The sequence below is a fragment of the Francisella orientalis FNO12 genome, assembly GCF_001042525.2.
GTDB classification, from domain to species: Bacteria; Pseudomonadota; Gammaproteobacteria; order Francisellales; family Francisellaceae; genus Francisella; species Francisella orientalis.
Genome location: NZ_CP011921.2, coordinates 432,319 through 453,230, shown reverse-complemented (window position 1 = coordinate 453,230; position 20,912 = coordinate 432,319). Strand labels below are relative to the sequence as shown.

Sequence of the window (20,912 nt, the reverse complement as noted above, 5' to 3'; positions counted from 1 at the left end):
TTACCATGTATAATAACATATTAAGGAACTAAAAACATTTGAAATAACCATAGCCAAATTTATCAAAAAAATTATCTTGGTATCAATTTTTGATTAGCCTTGTTAATTTTTACTAATTGTTGAAATATTTATATTGCTATATTATATGCCTCATTGACAAAAAGACATGTAAGTGAATAGATATGAGAAGAAATTTTAGATCTCAATTTTGTGCTTTACCAATATATTTAGGTGGACTAACTATAGCTTACATAATAACAGCATCGATAATAACTAATTTGTTGTTCTAAATATGGCTGGCTTAGTTAGATTTTGATTTAGAAAGGTTTATGTTGATCCTCCCCCACACAATAGGACACATAAAACTATATAACGAGTCTATGCACAACTAACTTAAAGACTAACTCCGCCAGCTGTATTTAAACTTCTTCAAAGAAAGTAAATATTCTAAATAACAAGATCAAGATGAAAAATTGAAAAAAGGTTTGACGATTACCTACTTTCACCTGGGCGTTGCCAGACTATCATTGGCGTGAGACCGTTTCACTTCTGAGTTCGGAATAGGATCAGGTGGTTCCAGACTGCTATTATCGTCAATAGCCACATATGGTACTCTCATTAATTATTATGTCAACTCTATATTCAAAAGTTTTGTTAAAAAACAAATATCTCTAAATATCACTACCAATAATATAACCACCTATGATTAATGGTATTTCATCACCACAATCTTCATAAGGTTTGATTTCTCCGCTCGCAAATTTTGATTGAAGCTCTTCGTTATCAATATATTCAGTATCAAAATCAACATACACAGAACCATGTAGATGATTGAACTCATGTTGAAATATTACCGCAGCTATAGAATCTAACTTACCTGTAATCTTCTTACCATGCTTGTTATATGCCTCATACTCAATCTCTTTATATGTTGTAAGCTTACCTCTTTTTTCTCCTAAAGCACTTAGACAACCATGCCAAAAACTGACTCTCTTTTTAGACGCTTTTGTAATCTTAGGGTTTATAAATACTTGATAAGGAACATTGTCAAAACTTAATGGATATCTTGCATTAGAGCCATCAAACTCTATCATAAATATTTGATAATAATAGCCAATTTGATTAGCTGAAGTCCTATACCATTACCTTGCATTTTCTCACACATTTCAGCGATAATATTCTGTATTTCAGAACTTTGAATATCTGTTACAGGTTTACATTTTTGATATAAAACTTCATTATTTATGTCATTATATTGTATAAATTGTGATTTCATTTTAAAAACTACTTTTCCTAGCTTTATTTAACTACAGATGCTAAAGGATTGCCATACTTTTTAAGATACTCTTTAGCTATCTCTTGTGATCCCAAATAATTTAGGTGATGACTATCCATATATACTGGTATACCATTTAAGGAAGTCTTACAATAGTGGCTATTACACAAGACTTTTTTAGGATCTATCAAAACTAGTTGAGGATACTTAGCTTTAAGTTTATACATTAACTCCTCAAACTCTTCTTGCTGATCTTGCACATATTTCAATCGAAGCTCACAATGATGAGGATCAAACAGTAAAATGAACCTAGTAGTTGAAACAATACAGTAGTTATTAAAACCTTTTGGTAGTTTTGGAGTATCTAGTATCACCACAGGAATTGCATTATTCTCAATTATTAGCTTTATTGATTCTTCGATACCTGATATATAGGGCTCATTATTTTTCTCAGACCAATCACCACCCAAAACAACATATTTAAAAGACTGTTTTTTTATCAAGTCTTTCAACGCATTGTTTCTATCGATCATTGATACTCCTAATTCTGTATTAGGAAGATTTTCTATAAAAGGAGTACTTCTTTGAGATACTAAGTAGGCACTTTTATGAATATTTGACAACCACACACCTAACATTGGAAACTCTGCACGAGCGTGAGAATCACCAATAAATAGTATATTTGTATCTTTATCTTGCGAAGCATCGCCTATTAAACATTTACTTTCCGGAGGTAACATTTTTGATGTAAACTCTGATGATGCATTTTGTAAAAAACACTTATTCTCATCAACTCTCTCAAAACCATAAATACCATTTAATTTACGAAGATCTACAATTGGTGGTAGAATATTAACAGCAAAGTTTTTGACATATTTAGTACATAAGGCAAATGAAGACGCTAAAAATATTGGAAGTATCCACAATACAACCAATGTTTTAGAAAACGACATTTTAAATCTATATCTAAAAGGTTTCTCTACTAAGAAATAAGTCAGTGTCGCTAAGCCAAAACTAGAGATAAGAATAATAGCCTTGATAAAGTAAGTACTATCAATACTCAGATAATTAACATAAGCAATTATCGGCCAATGCCATAAATATAATGAATATGATATTAAGCCAATTGCAACCAATGGTTTAAGTGAGAAAGCTCTGTGTATGAAAGAGACATTGTTATTATTTAAGCCTACATATATAAATAAAGTTGCCCCAAGACAAGCCTCTATCATACCCAAACCTGGATAAAATACTTTTACAAAAAGTATAGGTACTAGCATCAATACAACAGATATTAATCCCAAGATATTTGCAGTCAACTTGCTTAGAGTAATTTCTTTATTGACTGAATATATTGCCAAAAAGCATCCAAACAATAACTCAAATGCTCTTGTAACTGGAAAATAATAATACTCTGAACTATTTTAAAATATTAAAGAGACTAGCGATAAAATAGTTAGAAGCACACAACCATATAATAACTTCTGATGTGTAGTCATTTCAGCTCTATTTTTGAACTTAACAGGAATATAAAATACCGCTATCAAAAATAATGACCAAAATATGTAAAACTGCTCTTCGATTCCTAGAGACCAAGTATACAATAGAGGTATCAATTCCGAATCAGTACTAAAGTAGCCAAAATTTAGTGAGCTAAAGAAATATAAATTTGAAAATGATCCCAAAGCACTAACTAGCGACTTAGAGTAATCTCTTAAATCTTGAGGTAATAAAATTAACCACGCAAAAACTGTTGAAAATATAAGCACCACAATAAATGCAGGCAAAATACGCCTCATTCTTCTAAGATAAAAGGCCTTGATAGAAAAAGTTTTATTTTCTAGATCACGAATAATGATGATGGTTATTAGAAAACCTGAAATAACAAAAAATATATCAACCCCAAGAAAACCTGATTTAACCCAGCTAATATCTAAATGGAATAACACTACAGCCAATACTGCTAATGCTCTAAGACCATCTATATGCTTATAATACTTCATTATAAAAATCTACTTTTAATCCAGCCAATAAGTATAGTACAAAAATCCAATCAAAGTAATAACTTTGAACCAATCCGTTTGAAGAGTATTTTGCATTTTAGGACAAATTTATAATAGTCTATAAGACTATATTATCACGGTAGGTACCACCTAATAATCTTAACCAATTTGTGAATTTTTATTCAATAAAATAATAAAAATATCACTCTAATGATAAAAAATATTCCAAAGGAGATGTTTTTAAACTATCATATATAAATAATTATTCAAAATAATGGAATATGAAGCAGTTTATAGGTGTATTTTTGATTATTGGTTCGACTATAGGTGGTGGTATCATAGGTTTACCTATTGCTGCTGCTAACTTAGGATTTGTGGGAAGTTTATTGGCAGTATGTTTAGTATGGCTAATAATGACATTTACAGGATTATGTATATTAAAAATATCTTATAACCTCTCAGTTAAGCACAATACATATTTCTCACTATCTACCAAATTCTTAAACTTTAAAGGAGCTAAGGTTACTGTTTTTGGAGGTTATCTATTAATACTATATTTAACACTGACCACTTACATATCTGGCATTAGTTCATCCGTAAGCTTATACTTTGCACAAAACAGTAATTTAAGTTACTTATTATCTGGTGTGATTCTAGTATTTATACTAGGTGGAGTTACAACTTATAACTCTAGAATTATAATCAAGAGTAATGTTATATTTGTCATAGCTAAACTCTCTCTTATTATCATAGCTATATTTCTAATTTTTTATCCTACAAGCAAAATTAATATTAGTATTGATAGCTATCCTATTAGATCAATAGGAGTATTTTCATTCTTATTTGTATTATTTAATGCTTTTGGTTATCACTTTATTATCCCAAGTTTAGTAAAGTTTTATGATAAGCGTATTTCTTTTAAATCTTTTGTTGTGTTACTTATCTTTAGTACAACAGTCATAGCGCTGATTTATATAGCATGGATTTTGGTAATATTCTTTACAATACCAGTAGAAGGTAGTCATGGAATGATGAGTATTTATAATAGTAAAAATCAGCTTATAGCTTTTAATAATAGTATTAGCTTTTTCACTCAGTCATACACTATTAGCAATATGTTAAGCGCTTTTCAATTAATATCTATGATAGGCTCTTTCTGTTGTATATCTATAGGTGTAATCAATGCTTTAAAAGATGCTTTTGGACAAAATGCTTACATTAAAGTCTTAATCTGTACTTATTTACCACCACTAATTTTAATGAGTCTTTCTCAAAATATGTTTTTAATTGCAATGTCATTAGCAGGGATATTAACATTCTATATTGAGGTATTTGTACCAATTTTAGGAGTTAGAAATTATTATAAAGTGTCTAATAAGATAAAAAAACAAATCTTTATTTGCAAATCAATATTCAAAGCTTTTAGTTAGATCTTGAGACAGGTTTAATACAGACAATATTCATTAAGAATTTTATCTTCTATAATATTTTGAAGTTTTTCTTTCAAAGACTTAATAAAATCTTTATAAATAACATCATTACTTTTTAAATGTAAATCTATTGTTTATATTTTTAATACCCACCTATAAGGTGGGAGAGAGTTTTAAATCTTATCCCATCCCATCCACTACAACTTTCCAACCTAATGGTTAATACTACTTATTCATCAAATTAACAAACTTATTTTTTCGCCTCTTCAATATGCTCTTGTGATGAAGCTACATTATCTGTAAGTTTTTGAACTTCTTTATATGCGATATTTGCTAAGTTATCATCTGGATCTGTATTTATAAAACCTAATCTAGGTAGTACCTTAAATGTATACGCTTGCCTACTTAGCTGCTTAGTTTTATTAAAATCTATCGTAATAGATGATACTTTGGGTGGTTTGACTCTTAGTATTATAGTTCTATCTTTGGCATCAATTTTGATATCAGATTTATCAATATTTATCGATAAAGTAGCAGATGCTTTATATCTATATTTTGCAGTATTTTCTACTAATGTACCATTATCAGAAACATATAAAGAATTACCACTGACTGTGACTTTTAATGTAGATAATTAACCGATTTTTTGAACGCTAACAACTGTTGGAACTATCTCATTATCCTTCTTGATTCTAACAAATGATGCTATGATTATCAGTATTGCGATAATGAGGGTATATTTTAGAAACTTAGACATAAACAACTCCTTCAGAGAAAAAGTAAAGCTAGAACAATTAATATTATCTGTATCACTACATATCGCATTTTTTACCTCTGTAATTTTTTATATTATTTGCCCAAGTGTTACGCGCCCTTGTAGCGTTCCATTATATTTACTCGCAAGAATATACACAAATGTCATTGCTAAACTTTTCTTTGGATTCTACGATCAAGTCGTAGAATGACAATCTTTTTACTAAGCCCTAACATATTCCACTAGTCGTCATACTACGGCTCCGACCGTAGTATCCAAAAACCAAAATGTGAAATTAAATCCACTATGCTAAAATACTAGCATACAAATCTAACCATCTAGGATTAAACTTATTTATTAAGTCTAGTTTCCATTTTCTTTGCCAAGTTTTTAATCTTTTCTCACGATAAATAGCGTCTGTTATATTATTAAACTGCTCATAATATACTAGCTTTTTGACCTCATATTTTTTGGTAAAACCATCAGAATAACCCTACTTATGCTCGTAAACTCTTTTGATTAAATTTGATATTACACCTATATAAAGTGTTCCATTACATTTACTCGCAAGAATATACACAAATGCCATTATCAAGCCTTTCTTTGGATTCTATGGTCAAGCCGTAGAATGACTTTATATGTTTTAAACCCCACTCAAACTAACCGTACTTCCCTCAGCTATTAACCTACTAATATCATTAACAAACTCATACACCGAGAATGGCTTTCGAAAATATTCAAACTTAGCATCAACATCATCTAGAGATACTTTTATCTCTAAGACATTTTCTCTTTGAATATCAGTAGTAGCGATATTTTTCTTTAGGTTATCTAATACTTTTTTTAGGTTAGTTGAATTTACATTTTGACTTCTTAAATTCAGCTCAACTTTACTAAAATTCTCATCAATATATTGTGATATTGGTTGTACCTTATCAACACTTAGCTTATTGCACTCTCTTTGATTATCGCGGCTAACTTTACCCTCTACTACAACCACATCATCAACCTGAATATTATCTTTAACTGCAGCAAATACATCTTCACCAATCAAACAATCTGCTCTATCAAACTCATCATCAATATTAATAATATATAGAATTCTACCAGTCTTAGTTTTTCGTCTAGCTGGTGGTGTTATCATACTTGCAATAATTCTTACAGAATTACCATCCATGCTTGGTTTTTGGATTTTCTCAAGATCACTAAAGCTAACATGATTACGCCAATGACTTTCACCATCAATAATATGCCCTGAGAAATACATTCCTAATGCTTTTTTCTCATTAATCAAAAGCTCTCTAAGATTCCACTCTTCTACAATACACTCTCTTTCAAGCTCTGTATCAGTATCACTCTCTTGTTCTGTAAAACCGAATAAATCATTTTGCCCAGCTGCTGCCATTTCATTCACATAACCCGCATTTTTAATAGCTTTTTCAATAGAATTGAAAGCTGTTGCTCTATTTTTAGATATATCCTTGATAGCTCCTGCACAACATAATGCTTCGAGTGCTTTTTTATTAACCTTACGCAAATCTACTCTACGAGTTAAGTCAAAAATAGAACTACACTTACCACCTGCCTCACGCTCATTAAGTATACTTTTGATTGCTTCACCACCTAGACCTTTGATAGCTCCTAGACCCAATAAAATCGTCCCTTTTAAAGCTGCAATACAGTCATAGACACTCTTATTTACATTTGGTGCTAAAACCGTGATACCCATATTCTTAGCATCTAAAATAAATTTAACCAACTGATCTGTATTACCCATATCACCCGACATAAGAGCTGCCATATACTCATCAGGGTAATGAGCCTTCAGCCAAGCTGTTTGGTATGCAATCAACGCATAAGCCGCAGCATGAGATTTGTTGAAACCATAACCAGCAAAGGCTTCCATTTGGTCAAATATCTCATCAGCGAGGCCAGCTTCAATATTGTGATATTTAGCAGCACCTTCTTTAAAAATTTTACGCTGTTGCTCCATCTCTTCTGGCTTTTTCTTACCCATTGCGCGACGCAATAAATCTGCTCCACCTAAAGTATAACCAGCTAGCTTCTGCGCCATTTGCATTACCTGCTCTTGATAAACTGGTATACCATAAGTTTCTCTAAGCACTTCTTCTAGTAATGGATGTAAATAGATAGTTTGCTTTCTACCATGTTTACGATCTACGAATGTTGGAATATTCTCTATCGGACCAGGACGATATAGGGCTACTAGGGCGATAATCTCCTCAAAATTTGAAGTGCCAAGATCTTTGACAATCTGTTGCATCCCTTGTGACTCTAGCTGGAATATACCGATAGTTTTACCAGCCTGTAGTAGTTTAAATGTCTTTTCATCATCAAGAGGAATATCAGAGATATCTAGAGATGATTGATTAGTTGGTCTTTTAGCATTGATACTTGCAATAGTATTTTTGATGATTGTTAAGTTTTTCAATCCCAAGAAGTCAAACTTCACAAGACCAACATCTTCAACATCGCCCTTATCAAATTGGGTAACTATATCTCCACCTTTATCTTCACAATATACAGGAGCAAAATCTGATATCACAGTCGGGGATATCACAATACCCGCCGCATGCTTACCTAAACTTCGTGGTAGACCTTCTAATTTTTGAGCTTTTTCAACAATCTCAGCAACTTCTTCATCTGCCTGCATTTCATCGTATAGAGGCTCACCTTCATGAAGAATCTTCTTAAATGTAGTACCCGGCATTTCTGGTATTAGCTTAGCAATCCTATCTCCAAAACCAAAACTCTGTCCCATTACACGCACTACATCTCGTACCACACCTTTGGCAGCCATAGTACCGTAAGTAATAATTTGCCCAACGCTTTGTTTACCATATTTCTGCTCTACATATTTGATAACTCTATCTCGACCTTGAATACAGAAATCAATATCAAAATCTGGCATCGATACCCTTTCAGGATTTAGAAATCTCTCAAAAAGCAACCCATACGGTAAAGGATCAATATCAGTAATAAGCAGTGAATAAGCTACTAATGAACCAGCACCAGAACCACGCCCTGGACCTACTGGGATATCATTCTCTTTTGACCATCTAATGAAATCTTCAACTATCAAGAAATAACCAGGAAATCCCATATCACAGATAATATCGATCTCGCGTTGCAGTCTATCTTTGTAAACTTTTATAATATGCTCATGTTTATCAACTGGTCTGTTTTCTATAATTTTTGCTAAACGTTTATCTAAACCTTGATAGCATAGCTTTGAAAAGTACTCTCTCTCCGTCAAACCATCTGGAATATCAACAGTTGGCAAACATGGTTTACCTAGATAAAATGTTACATTACACCTTTTTGCTATTGCTAAAGTATTCTCTAACAACACTGGTAGCTCTGAGAAAGTTTGATACATCTCATCAGCTGATTTTAGATACTGCTCTCTTGTAAATTTAGATTTGCGCGACTCATCAAGGATCGTTGTTTTTTCATTGATACAAGCTCTGATTTCATGAATATCATAATCATCTGACTCCAAAAATACCGTCAAGTTTGTCGCTACTGCTATGAGATTATGCTCACTTGCAAATTCGAGTGCTTTCTCGTTGTATAAGCCCTCATTTTCATACTCAAGTTTGTGAATTTCAATAATATAACTATCTCTACCAAAAATTGCGATATTTTCACTAATAATTTCTTCAGCCTTGATATTATCTTTAGCTAAAACAGCTTTGCCTAGCTCACCATTCTGACCACCATTTAGACAGATGATATTTGCCAAATTTATATCTTTTAGCCAGTCTTTGGGGATTAATGGTATTGAACCAAACCTATCAGCCTCTTGATATGCTTTTGAAACTAGATTAACTATATTTTGATAACCTTGATTATTTTCTGCTAATAGTACTAAATCACATACGCCAAATTCTGTATCAATCTTTAGCTCTACGCCAAAGATAGGCTTAATCCCATTTGATAAAGCTTGCTTATAAAATTTAACCGCAGCAAATAAATTACACACATCGGTTAATGCTACTGCGACAATACTTTTATCTTTTGCTCGAGCAAAAAGATCTCCTAAACGAACTGTACTATCAACAACAGAATATCCTGTATGGACACGAAGATGAGAAAACATTTTAGTCACTTATTATTTATAAACTTAGCTACAAATATTACTATAAATAACATTTAAAATCATACCTCTTTGCTATAATAACTTAGTTAATGCACATACTTTATAGCAATTGCTAAGGCTAAAAATAAATTGCATAGCTTTTTTCATTAATCTAAAATCTCTAAAATATTTTCTATATAAAAGTAACAATATATATAAACAAAAAATATTCTTTACTGATACGGATTTTTAAAATACTATTTTTGGCTATCGCCATCATATCTGTAGTAGCCTACGCAAAACCTTTTTTCAATGCTAAATATTTGTCTGATCAAACCTTTAAAAGTATAGAGGATCCGTCTTTAGGCCTCATAAGAAAAAATCAAGTCAGTACTTTTAACAACAAAACCCCGCGCAACTTGTTCACTAACTTTTATTATAAGTCTTTGGGATCTTTGATTGGTTATCATCAATACTACTATGATGCAATAAATTGTATCTCTCCCCAAAATATTAAAGTTAATGACCATACAATTAGTGAACAAGATATCAATGTTAATAAAATGCTTGTAGCACTTCTAAAAACCAACTTTAAACTTCAAGATGTACCTAACAAAGCAACCGGTAACAAACTAGAGATAACCCTAGGCACAGGTGCCGAGAAGCAAACTTTCTACTTGGCAAAAAAAGAAAATGGTGATTGGTACTTTACTCAAGAGAATTTTGATAACAGTAAAACAACTGAAAAATTTATTGAATATAGACAAGAAAAGAACTTTACCATAGATAATATAAAAGATGTCTCAATGCCTATATTATCATATATGAGATTTATTTTTGGAGTCAACCAAAGTTATCGTTTTGACATCCGAGATGCTTTTGCAACTATGGACATTCAATGGGTACCTCAAAATATTAGAGAAGGTTATGCTTCATTTGTTGCCTTTAGTATGAATAAAATATTCAAAAATGCTGATATAACCTTTAGAAATATTCCAGGAGAAGTTCTTCCTGGTAGTAATCTTGTAATGATATATACATCTCCTGAAGTTGGTAAAAGTATATACCTTGAATACGTCAAAGATACCAGTACTGGTAAATATAGCTGGATATTTACCAAACAAACTTTATTAAATGCTGTTGATACCTACCTAAATGATTCGATTGACTCTCCTAGAGACCATTTAAGTTACAGTTTGCATTATACCATCTGGGAAAACATCCCAACTCTTTTGACTGCATATAATCAATTTATATACAGTATGATTATAGGTATCATCTCACTAACGTTATTTTACATCTCTTATAAGCTAGCATTTTGTCTTCTAAGTCCAGTCTTTAGAATCCTTAGTAATATATTTGAAAACAAAGACTTCAAAACCATCAAAAAACTTAATATCGCAATATCATTGATGATATCTATGTATATTGGATATTTCTTCTTTTTTAACTCAATGATTATCTTTGTAGATACCTGTTATTATATTGATCTTGTATTTAGAATTGTGTACGGCATTGTCATTATGTTCTTATGTACAGAAATAGTGAATGTGTTGTGCTCTTTTACAATATCTTCTTACAAAAAAGTCAAAGATCCAAACAGATCAGCAAGATTTGCCTTTGCACCGATTATCGCAAACAAGATAATTAATCTAATTATAATTCTAATTATTACAGGATTCATTATCCAAGAGCTTGGAATTGATATGATTCATTTCTTAGTAGCTCTTGGGATTGGTGGTCTTGCTATTGCTCTAGCTGGTAAAGACACAATTGAAAATCTATTTGGCTCAATAATACTAGCTATAGAAAGACCTGTAAAAATTGGTGATTGGGTAATTATAAAAGATAAAGAAGGAATAGTTGAGAAAATTGGCCTAAGAAGTACTACTATTAGAACATTTGAGGATTCGGCATTAATTATCCCTAACTATGCTTTTGTAACATCACAAATCAATAATATGGGTGAGAGGATATATAGAAGATATATGACCGCTCTTGAGGTTGATGAATTAACACCTACCGCTAAACTTAGATCCTATGTTGATGCTATCAATGAGTTAATCAAGAATACTTCACATATGAGAAAAGAAGGATATTACGTAAGAGTAAATGATCTAAAACCCGCATCTATAAAAATATTAGTCTATGTTTTCTTTATCTCTGCAGATTGGGGAGAAGAGCTAGAGCAACGAGAACAGTTCATTATGAGTATGTTAGACTTAGCTGAAGAGATTGGTGTCAAACTAGCACCATCACAAAAAAATTCAGTTTGATGCTAATTATTCAGACTAAATCATACCCTAAAGTTTTTATTAAATAAGTATGAAAATAAAAAATCTTTTATTCAGCATAATTCTTTTTTTGATAGCTAACCAAGTGTTAGCAAATACTGAGCTTGATACTAATATTAAATCAGATTCCAAAAAACTTGAAAAAGATACCGAGAATCTTTATAGATTACCGCCAAACTACTATAACATTAACGATCTTGACGATATAATCAAGAAGACTTTTAAACCATCAATATATGTCGCGATTAATGGTGGTTGGGGGCAACAAACCAATATGTCTAAAGGTGGTGGAACTGTAGTTGCTAACTTAGGATATAGATTTAGTGAATCTTATGCTGTGGAGTTTATATACCAAAATTTTCTTGTTAGCCAATACAATACGACTCAGGTTAATAACTATTTTGCTGGAGCTGCGAAATACTATTACAAAATAAATAATTATGTAACTGCATATGCTGCTGCCGGACTTGGAATTGGACACACAAGTATTAATGGTATAGCTAATCAACGTAATGCTCCAAATAGCTATTTAGATACAAATAATACATAGGGAGGATTTGCAGTCTTCCCAGTTGGAGTTATGTTTCCAATCAAGTATGTCGATAATCTTAGTCTAAAAGTATCTTATACCTATACAATATCATTTACTGGTGAATCACAAAACTTCGTAACATCTGGCTTATAGTACTCATTTTAAATGATTATGCTTTTTTAGATTAGACTAAATAAATTCTTATAATGAAGAAATTATAATCCTCAAAACCACTATATTTCGCTGAGTTTAATATGTCAAATAACTAACAGAATAGAAATTATTATTTTCTATCTTTTTCAACCACAAAAACTATAATAATCTTCAGCAATAATGCTAAACTAAAACTAATCCTCAAAGCCAAAAGTATAAAATGATAATTTGACATATTTAAAATGTGCCTTCAGAAATCCCCATATTGACATACACAATGCTACTGAAAATGTTATCATCGCAGCAGCAGTACCATGCCCTTTGGTAATATTACTCATAGCAGCACCTGTAGCCATTGGTATAAAAAAGCCTAAAAAATAACATATTAAATGCAAAGTTGTCACAGTACTATATGATGATATTTCTAAAAAACTTTATAGCGCTATAAAGATAAATATAATAGCCAAAATACCTAGATTATAGCGTTTCTTATGACTACTATCTGCCTTAAAAGCGATAACTAAATATCCCAAGAATATATAGTAAAGATGTCACTAAAAATACTATGGTAAAGACATCTATAGACATATTTAACTCATCAACTAACAAACCTTTAAATGAGCTCATCAAGACACCTAGATAAAAAGAAAAGAGTATCGCTACAATCATTACATTTAACAAATATCTAGGCTGAGATAGTGCATGAGCAAAGCCAGAGAGTATTTTAGAAGCTGAAATTACGATTTTCCTTTGATCATCAGCAGTTAATATTTTTATTGAAAATATAAATAATACCATTTCAATTGTTGCCATACAAAAATAAGCTGCTCGCCAAGAAATCGGAATCAATAACAAAGCTAAGTATGTACTAACTATAGGTGCAACTATTATCATTACTGATAAAACCGAATATGCTTTTTTCATTTAGCTATTATTGTCAGCATTACGTGATATTAATGCCCTAGCAATAGATGAGTAACATCCCATGCCAAGCCCTAAACTCACAAAACCAACATATACAGCATAGATATTATCTGATAATCCCAAGCAAATTAAACCAAATATAGACAAGCTCTGTGAAAAAAATAGTACTCTCTTTTCTGTAAAAACATCTGTTAAAGTCGCAAATAAAATCGCAGAAATACTAAACATAAAAAAATGATAGGCTCATGGCTATCTGAGTTACGTAATCAGACAGACTTAAATTAGATGCTAATGATGGTGTCAGAGTCATTGAAATTGTTAGAGTCATATACCCAACGTATGTCAGAAAGTATGCCAATAAATTCTCTCTTTTGATACCACTTATCACACGCATTAGCTTTACGGCAGAACAAAACACTTGATACGATTATATACTATTTAAATTTATAAGAGTTTATTTTCTAAAGCTCTGTTTATCAGATATTTTATAGTCTAAGAAGTTGCTGATATGATTCTTTTTGTCTTTAAATACAAAATTATTATATACAATCATATACATTAGAACCTTTCTAACATAATGACGGGTTTCACCAAATGGAATATTCTCTATCCAAATGGTTGTCGGAACTTCTTTATTATTCAGCCATTTAGCAACATTTCCCGGACCTGCATTATAAGCAGCTATTCCTAATACAGGATTTTTATCAAAGAGCTTCTCTAAGAAATATAAATTAGCTGTACCAAGCTTAATGTTATTCTCAGGTATAAATATTTGACTAGCCATGCTTTCAGACTCATCGCCTATTAGAGGTAACTTATATTTCTTTGCAATAAATTTGGCCGTAGGCTCTGTTACTTGCATTAGTCCCTTTGCACCTGCCCATGATCCTGCTTCAACATCAAACAATGACTCCTTACGCATTATCGATAATACCAGATCTTGGTCTATACCAAATTCTTTAACATTCTTCTTAACTGTATCTAAAAATGCTTTCGGAAACAACATATCAATATTATTGTATTTACCAATTACAGCTATATTAAATATTGCAGCATAGTACATTTTATTATCTTCTGCCAATCTAGCTAACTCTTTGATCTGTGTAATATCTTTATTCTTAAGTTTATTGCGTATCGTCCACTTCCAAAGACTTGTAGAATCCTTAAATTGCTCAATCTGATATAAATCAATTGCCTGTTGAATAGCCTCTTCAGATTCAAGTTTTTTAGCTTCGCTACTATCTAACTTATCAGCATTATCATTACCAAAATTATATGGCTTATCAAGCTTGTCAGATGCTAGGAATGAGTAATAATCTAGAGGAGTCTTAGTTAAATTTACATATATCTCATCCGCTTTTGCTTTTTGACCTACTTGTTCATAACTATATGCTAACCAATATCTCCACGCTTCATCTTGCTGAGATTTCTTAGGTAATTGATTATATGTTTGTATATAATCTTTGAAATTCTCGTTATATAAATCTACTCTCAGCAACCATTCCCATGCTGTGGTATCAAGATATCTTTTATCGACTCTCGCTAACCAATATTTAGCTTGTGGTGATTGTGATCTAGCAAAACTAACAGCTATAGCAGAAATAGATTGTTGCTTAGCTTCATTACTAAGATATCTTTTATTTTTTAAACTATCCCATATTTTTGCATATTGCTCAGGATTCTTTTTAACTAAATTAGTCGATATATTGATGAAGATTTTGTCAAAGTTTCTATAATTATGGAATCTATTTATAAAACCATCCAAATTACTAGGATTTTTTGTAGCATTTTGCCATGCTGATATATAGTTCACATAATCTTTATTATTTTTGACATATGTATTGAGTAACCACAAACTATCATCGAACTTATTAGCAAAAGCCAGAGTATATGCCTTTGTAATTAGATACTCTTTTGATTTATCTTCAGAGTTATCCCAATACTTTTGCATATCATTACATGCTGATGGCATATAGACACGATTTTGCCAAAGCTCTCCATATTCATTTATAGCTTTAGACTTATTACCTGACTCATATTCAGCCTGCATTGACCAACATTTGCCTGATATACCTAAGTCTCCACTATAATATTTCTGAAAATGTTGCCAATCTTTTTTATTGGCATAGTAGTTTGCTAAATCATCTCTAAGTTGACTACTCCAGTAACTGTTTTGATTCTCTTTGAGATAATCATCTATTGTTGCTATCTCAAAGATAACAGGATCTATAGCTATTTCTTTACATTGAAGATACGGATATATGCTTGTATCTTTAAGCTTTGTTTTTAGATAATAGTATAACTTATAATCTTTTTTGTCTAAAGCTTTTATCGCTTGTTGTGAATACTGTATCTGCTGGTTTGTAATACTATAACCAATACCTATTGATAAGAATGCTATACTTCCTATGATAAACTTTTTTTTACTTAACACTTCTAGATATACAAAATTTATTTTGTTAGAAATACTAACATTATTAACAATAAAACCCAATATTATTACTAGACAAAGTTACTTCCTAAAATCAAATTCATTCGAAACATTTGTATTTAGTAAGTCACTCAGTCTTAATTTTTTATTATCCTTTAGAATAACATTATTATATACGATCATATTAACCAAAACCTTTCTTACATAATGACGGGTTTCACCAAATGGAATATTCTCTATCCAAATGGTTGTCGGAACTTCTTTATTATTTAGCCATTTAGCAACATTTCCCGGACCTGCATTATATGCTGCAATAGCTAGAACTAAATTACTTTTAAATAAACTATCTAGAAAATCTAAATTGGCAGAACCAATTTTAATATTTATGTAAGGATCAAATATTTCATCTGATGAATTATTGATGTTATAGCCTAATCTATATTTATAGATATGAAATTAACCGTAGGAACTGTAACTAGCATCAATCCCTTTGCACCCACATATGACTTTGCTTCAATTTCAAATAAAGATTCTTTTCTTATTATTGAGTAAATCAAAGCTTGTTTCAAATCATATTTACTAGATTGCTCCTGCACAATCTCATCAAAAGCATCTAGATATAGTAAATGTACATGATTATCCAAACCCATCACATGCATACTAAATATTGCTTGATAATACATCCCATATAACCAAGCTAATTGCGCTAAAAGAGGTATTTCATTTCTATAGCCATCTGAAAACTTTTTACGAACTATCCATTTCCAAAGTTTTACAGAATCTTTAAACTGAGCCATTTTATGTAACTCTATAGCATGTTTAACATTTTCATCTGATTCAAGTTTCTGAATTTCAGAATAAGATATACCACTAAAATTATTATCACCATAACTATAATTTATATCTAAAACATCAGCAGATAGATATGAGTAATAATTATATGGAATTTTAGCTAGCTCAATATAAATCGGCTGAGCTTTATCAGGCATACCAATTTTCTGATAACTATAAGCTAGCCAGTATTTCCACACTTTTGCTTGTTGTACTTGTTTTGAACTATTAAGATAATCTTCTATATAACCACTGTAGTTAGAATTATATAAATCAACTCTTAAAATCCAATCCTCCGCAACTTTAGAAATATGCTTTTTATCAATTTTCCATAACCATTGCTTAGCATTACTATCATGATTTTGTGCAAGAGCAACTCCTATTTTCTCATCTATCTGTTGTTGCGCTTGATAACTTAGCAGCTTTCTATATCTTAACTTTTACCAAACCTTAGCCATATTTCAAAACATCAATTTTTACATTATTACTGGCAATATCCAAAATCACATCTGTAAACTTTGGATATTCATGATATTTTTTTATAAAACCATCTAAATTGTTAACACTAAGATTATAAGTAACGTACTTCCACTGATTTATGTAATTAGCATACTCTTGATCCTGTTTAACATATTTAGCCAAAAGCTTTGACGAATCATTAAAATCATTAATCAATGCCAGATTATGTGCTTTATCCAATATGCACCGCTTTTCTTTTGGAGTATATTTTTTGACATCTTTATCCAATCCCACACACTCTGGTGCATTAAATTTATTTTTTGCCAATACTTAGCAAAATTCCTGATAGCCTTATTTTTATCTACCTTACTCTGATTATCTGCAACTCAGCACTGGCCTACCGTTTGCAAATCGCCATCATAATACTTTTCAAACATTTTCCAATTTTTCATTTTAGCATAATATATTGCTAAGTCATCACATAGCTCAGATGCTCAATACTCATCCTTATGAGCTTTGAAAAATTGCAGGATTTGTTGTTGAGAGAATTTATCAGGATGTAAAGATATCTCTTTATAATTTAAGTAAGTTTTAGTTTTTTGATCGGTAATGTTGTTTTCATTTTTAACTATCAAATAATCTTGATAGTTTTTTTGTTGTAGCAAATCTATAGTTTGCTGAACATTTTTGATCTGCTGTTCTATTAAGCCATAGCCGTAATTCGATATCAATATTAATATTAACGCTCCAAGTTTATGCTTAAACTTTAAGATCATAACTATTATTTTACTCTATCAACTAATTTCATCACAAAATCAGCTGATCTATTTGCAGCCATTTTAACAAACTCATCAAAGTTCTCTGGAGCATCGCCATCAGCCGTATCTGAGATACTTCTTAGTATGAAACTAGGGATATTCATTTCATTACAAATAAGATTAACGCTAGCTCCTTCCATCTCTATAGCTTTTGCATCAAACTCTTTAACCACGAAATCTTTTCTTTCAGCAGAATGGACAAACTGATCTCCAGTAGCGATTAATCCAGTATGTAAATTTAAATTAAGCTCTTTTGCGATTACTTTAGCTTGTTCTAGTATCCGTGCTGAAGTAGCAATCTCAACTTCAGAAATAGGAATCTTACCATAAGGATGGCCAAAAGCTGTAATATCAACATCATGCTGAACTGTTGCCGTTGCAGCAATCATATCACCTACTTGCAAATCTTGAAGCCCACCAGCTACTCCTGTAAATAGCAATGCATCCACGCTAAAATGCTCTATCATTATCGTTGCTGTTAGACTTGAGAAAACTTTACCAATCTTACTATGAGCTATAACAAGCTCTATGCCATTATAGTTAGCAACATAATATTTATTATTTGCATAATCTACAGTTTCATATTTTTCTAATTTTTGTAATATCGGCTGGATTTCAATTTCCATAGCCCCTAATATCGCTATTTTTTTCATTCTATACTCTCTATATCTATTTTTGTTATCTTTCTAAAACCTTGTGGTAACAATACGCCACCACCAGACGACTTATCTGTATAGTATGTTTCAAAGTTTCTATTATCAATACGAATAAACCTCTTACCTGCATTGAGAGTAAGCTCTTGCTCTGGTTTGAATAGCTCTATAAATTTAAGCTTATCTTTTTTATCTAGTTTAATTATAGTTTTACCCTTACCTTTTTTAAGGACTGCAAAGCTTTCAAAGTCACGAATAATCGCCCTACCTTGCGAACTAACTGCAAGCATCTTGAAATCTTTATCATACGGTATAAACTTAAAGACATCATCAGCATCAAAGATATTTTTACCTGTAATTTTATTTGCTATCAAATCTTCAGCTGGTATCACGAAGCCTTTTCCGCTAGTACTTGCAATTAAGAAATGCTCAGCAACATTAGCAAACTCTATATTAATAATCTCATCCTCTTTATCTAAAGGAATATATGCGGTTATATGCTCACCATAGCCTCTAGCTGATGGAAACTTATCAACATACATCGAATATGCTTTACCAAGCTTAGTAAAGAAAACCAATTTAATATTACTATTGCCAGAGGTTGCCAAATATGGTTTATCTTCAGGCTTATAACTTAAGCCTTTAGGATCGATATTATCACCTTTAGCGCATCTTACCCAACCAGCTTTTGATAAGATAACAGTAACTCTTTCACTAGGCATCAGATCTTTCTCTTCTAGAGCTTGGGCTTTATCAGCTTGAACTATTTTAGAGCGTCTACTATCACCAAAATCAGAAAGAATTTGTTTTAATTCTTTTTTCATTAAGTTTTTAAACTTAACCTCACTATTTAGATACCCTTCAAGTAACTCTTTTTCTTTTTGTAACTCTTTCTGCTCTTTTTTAATTTCAATTTCTTCAATCTTTGCTAATTTACGTAGCCTAATATTCAAAATTGCTTCAGCCTGAATTTCAGAAAGTGCAAATCTACTCTGAAGCTCTAAACTTGGATCATCATAATTTCTGATAATATTAATAACTTCATCAATATTTAAAAAGGCTATCAGCATACCTTCTAAGATGTGTAGCCTATCTAGAACCTTATCCAAACTAGTTTGTAATCTTCTGCGTAGTGTATACCTACGATACTCTAACCATTCATTAAGTATATCTAATAGATTCTTAACCTGAGGTCTATTGTCTAGACCAATCATATTCATATTTACACGGAAACTTTTTTCAAGATCTGTAGTCGCCAATAGATGCCCCATTATTTTTTGAATATTCTTCTTTATCGATGCTGAATATAGGACTATTTTAACGGGCTCTTTATCATCTGATTCATCTTGGATATTTTTAATCCAAGTAATCTTTTGTTGCTTAAGCTGATTAGCAATTTGCTCCATTACCGAAGCACTAGATACCTGATGAGGCAATCGAGTAATTATCACATTACCATGATTATCATACTCATATACAGCTTGCTGACGTATAGAGCCATTACCAGACTTGTATACTTCAGCGATCTCTTCTTTGCTACTAATAATATTAGCACCACCGGGATAATCAGGAGCATCAATTATTTCTAATACTTCTTCAATACTAGCTTTAGGATTAGACAACAAATGCAAGCAAGCATTTATCACTTCTGTAATATTATGAGGAGGTATATATGTTGACATCCCCACCGCAATTCCCATTGCCCCATTTAGGATGATATTTGGTACTTGTGCTGGTAAGAGTTTTGGCTCATCCATTGTACCATCAAAGTTTTTAACCCAATCAACAGTACCTTTTTTTAGCTCATCTAATAATAATACTGCATATTTAGATAAGCGTGATTCTGTATATCGCATTGCCGCAAATGATTTTGGATCATCAATTGAGCCCCAGTTACCCTGCCCATCAATAAATGGATAGCGATATGAGAAATTCTGTGCCATCAACACCATTGCTTCATAACAAGCACTGTCACCATGAGGGTGATACTTACCCAACACATCACCTACTGTACGTGCAGACTTTTTATATTTAGATAAATGACTTAAGCCAATCTCACTCATCGCATAAATAATACGTCTCTGTACAGGCTTAAGCCCATCAGAAATATGAGGTAGAGCTCGATCTAATATCACATACATCGAATAATTTAAATATGCTTGTTCTGAAAACTCCCCTACAGACTGAGTACTTTCTAAGCTCGATAATAAATCCATTTTTATAGAAAAATATAAATATTTATCGATAAATTA

Annotated in this window: 19 protein-coding genes, 1 rRNA gene and 2 pseudogenes; 4 read left to right on the top strand and 18 right to left on the bottom strand. The window is 31.5% G+C overall.

Annotated elements, in window-relative coordinates:
* Positions 1-483: 483 nt before the first annotated feature.
* The 4 genes and pseudogenes from rrf to FNO12_RS11850 form a co-directional block, all read right to left on the bottom strand.
* Positions 484-598, bottom strand: a 5S ribosomal RNA gene (gene rrf, locus FNO12_RS02475).
* A gap of 73 nt (positions 599-671) precedes the next feature.
* Positions 672-1,276 (bottom strand): annotated as a pseudogene (locus tag FNO12_RS02470) (peptide deformylase).
* 23 nt (positions 1,277-1,299) lie between these two features.
* Positions 1,300-2,637, bottom strand: coding sequence for an acyltransferase family protein (locus FNO12_RS02465; protein ID WP_231138808.1), 1,338 nt, complete (start codon positions 2,635-2,637; stop codon positions 1,300-1,302).
* A gap of 63 nt (positions 2,638-2,700) precedes the next feature.
* Entirely contained in the window at positions 2,701-3,279 is a 579-nt protein-coding gene (locus tag FNO12_RS11850) for an acyltransferase family protein (RefSeq protein ID WP_231138807.1), read from the bottom strand.
* A 281-nt stretch (positions 3,280-3,560) separates the two neighbouring features.
* Here FNO12_RS11850 and FNO12_RS02460 point away from each other — a divergent pair, with 281 nt between their 5' ends.
* Positions 3,561-4,709, top strand: a complete 1,149-nt coding sequence (locus FNO12_RS02460) for an aromatic amino acid transport family protein (protein WP_014715042.1) — start codon at positions 3,561-3,563, stop codon at positions 4,707-4,709.
* 449 nt (positions 4,710-5,158) lie between these two features.
* The gene (locus FNO12_RS11705; protein ID WP_030003372.1) at positions 5,159-5,347 is read left to right on the top strand and encodes a hypothetical protein; all 189 of its coding nucleotides are present in this window, start codon (positions 5,159-5,161) and stop codon (positions 5,345-5,347) included.
* Here FNO12_RS11705 and FNO12_RS10155 read toward each other — a convergent pair.
* From FNO12_RS10155 to dnaE, 3 genes and pseudogenes are all read right to left on the bottom strand, one after another.
* Positions 5,344-5,466 carry a hypothetical protein gene (locus tag FNO12_RS10155; RefSeq protein ID WP_014715041.1) on the bottom strand — a complete coding sequence of 41 codons (123 nt, stop codon included), beginning with the start codon at positions 5,464-5,466 and terminating at the stop codon, positions 5,344-5,346. The genes FNO12_RS11705 and FNO12_RS10155 overlap by 4 nt on opposite strands.
* A 301-nt stretch (positions 5,467-5,767) precedes the next feature.
* Positions 5,768-6,052 (bottom strand): annotated as a pseudogene (locus FNO12_RS02450) (GIY-YIG nuclease family protein).
* Positions 6,053-6,106: 54 nt separating this feature from the next.
* Positions 6,107-9,586 carry a DNA polymerase III subunit alpha gene (dnaE, locus tag FNO12_RS02445; protein WP_014715040.1) on the bottom strand — a complete coding sequence of 1,160 codons (3,480 nt, stop codon included), beginning with the start codon at positions 9,584-9,586 and terminating at the stop codon, positions 6,107-6,109.
* A gap of 302 nt (positions 9,587-9,888) precedes the next feature.
* On the opposite strand from dnaE, the gene FNO12_RS02440 reads away from it, so the two are divergent.
* Both FNO12_RS02440 and FNO12_RS10150 read left to right on the top strand, forming a co-directional pair.
* A complete protein-coding gene (locus tag FNO12_RS02440) occupies positions 9,889-11,841 on the top strand; it encodes a mechanosensitive ion channel family protein (protein ID WP_233418146.1) in 1,953 nt (650 codons plus the stop codon).
* 103 nt (positions 11,842-11,944) lie between these two features.
* Complete coding sequence (locus tag FNO12_RS10150; RefSeq protein ID WP_234393962.1) at positions 11,945-12,409, top strand: hypothetical protein; 465 nt, start codon at positions 11,945-11,947, stop codon at positions 12,407-12,409.
* Between the two features lie 329 nt (positions 12,410-12,738).
* Here the strand turns inward: FNO12_RS10150 and FNO12_RS10145 are convergent, their stop codons facing one another.
* The 11 genes from FNO12_RS10145 to parC all read right to left on the bottom strand — a co-directional run bounded on the left by FNO12_RS10145 (position 12,739) and on the right by parC (position 20,876).
* Entirely contained in the window at positions 12,739-12,900 is a 162-nt protein-coding gene (locus FNO12_RS10145) for a hypothetical protein (protein WP_030003371.1), read from the bottom strand.
* 151 nt (positions 12,901-13,051) lie between these two features.
* Positions 13,052-13,468: an MFS transporter gene (locus FNO12_RS10140; protein WP_030003370.1), complete on the bottom strand. Its 417-nt coding sequence runs from the start codon at positions 13,466-13,468 to the stop codon at positions 13,052-13,054.
* A complete protein-coding gene (locus tag FNO12_RS10135) occupies positions 13,469-13,696 on the bottom strand; it encodes an MFS transporter (RefSeq protein WP_030003369.1) in 228 nt (75 codons plus the stop codon).
* Positions 13,689-13,862, bottom strand: a complete 174-nt coding sequence (locus FNO12_RS10130) for a hypothetical protein (protein WP_231138804.1) — start codon at positions 13,860-13,862, stop codon at positions 13,689-13,691. Before FNO12_RS10130 ends, FNO12_RS10135 begins: the two co-directional genes overlap by 8 nt.
* 60 nt (positions 13,863-13,922) lie before the next feature.
* Positions 13,923-15,902: a lytic transglycosylase domain-containing protein gene (locus FNO12_RS02425; RefSeq protein ID WP_041257498.1), complete on the bottom strand. Its 1,980-nt coding sequence runs from the start codon at positions 15,900-15,902 to the stop codon at positions 13,923-13,925.
* A 78-nt stretch (positions 15,903-15,980) separates the two neighbouring features.
* Positions 15,981-16,280: a transglycosylase SLT domain-containing protein gene (locus FNO12_RS10125; RefSeq protein ID WP_250637402.1), complete on the bottom strand. Its 300-nt coding sequence runs from the start codon at positions 16,278-16,280 to the stop codon at positions 15,981-15,983.
* 50 nt (positions 16,281-16,330) lie between these two features.
* Positions 16,331-16,930, bottom strand: coding sequence for a transglycosylase SLT domain-containing protein (locus tag FNO12_RS10120; RefSeq protein ID WP_250637396.1), 600 nt, complete (start codon positions 16,928-16,930; stop codon positions 16,331-16,333).
* Positions 16,931-17,180: 250 nt separating this feature from the next.
* On the bottom strand, positions 17,181-17,516 hold the full coding sequence (locus FNO12_RS10115; RefSeq protein WP_231138803.1) for a hypothetical protein: 336 nt from the start codon (positions 17,514-17,516) through the stop codon (positions 17,181-17,183).
* Positions 17,517-17,683: 167 nt separating this feature from the next.
* Complete coding sequence (locus FNO12_RS10110; RefSeq protein ID WP_234388552.1) at positions 17,684-17,920, bottom strand: hypothetical protein; 237 nt, start codon at positions 17,918-17,920, stop codon at positions 17,684-17,686.
* Positions 17,921-17,970: 50 nt separating this feature from the next.
* Entirely contained in the window at positions 17,971-18,660 is a 690-nt protein-coding gene (locus tag FNO12_RS02415; RefSeq protein WP_014715036.1) for a 5'-methylthioadenosine/adenosylhomocysteine nucleosidase, read from the bottom strand.
* Positions 18,657-20,876: a DNA topoisomerase IV subunit A gene (gene parC, locus FNO12_RS02410; protein WP_014715035.1), complete on the bottom strand. Its 2,220-nt coding sequence runs from the start codon at positions 20,874-20,876 to the stop codon at positions 18,657-18,659. The genes FNO12_RS02415 and parC overlap by 4 nt, the downstream gene beginning before the upstream one ends.
* Positions 20,877-20,912: the final 36 nt, after the last annotated feature.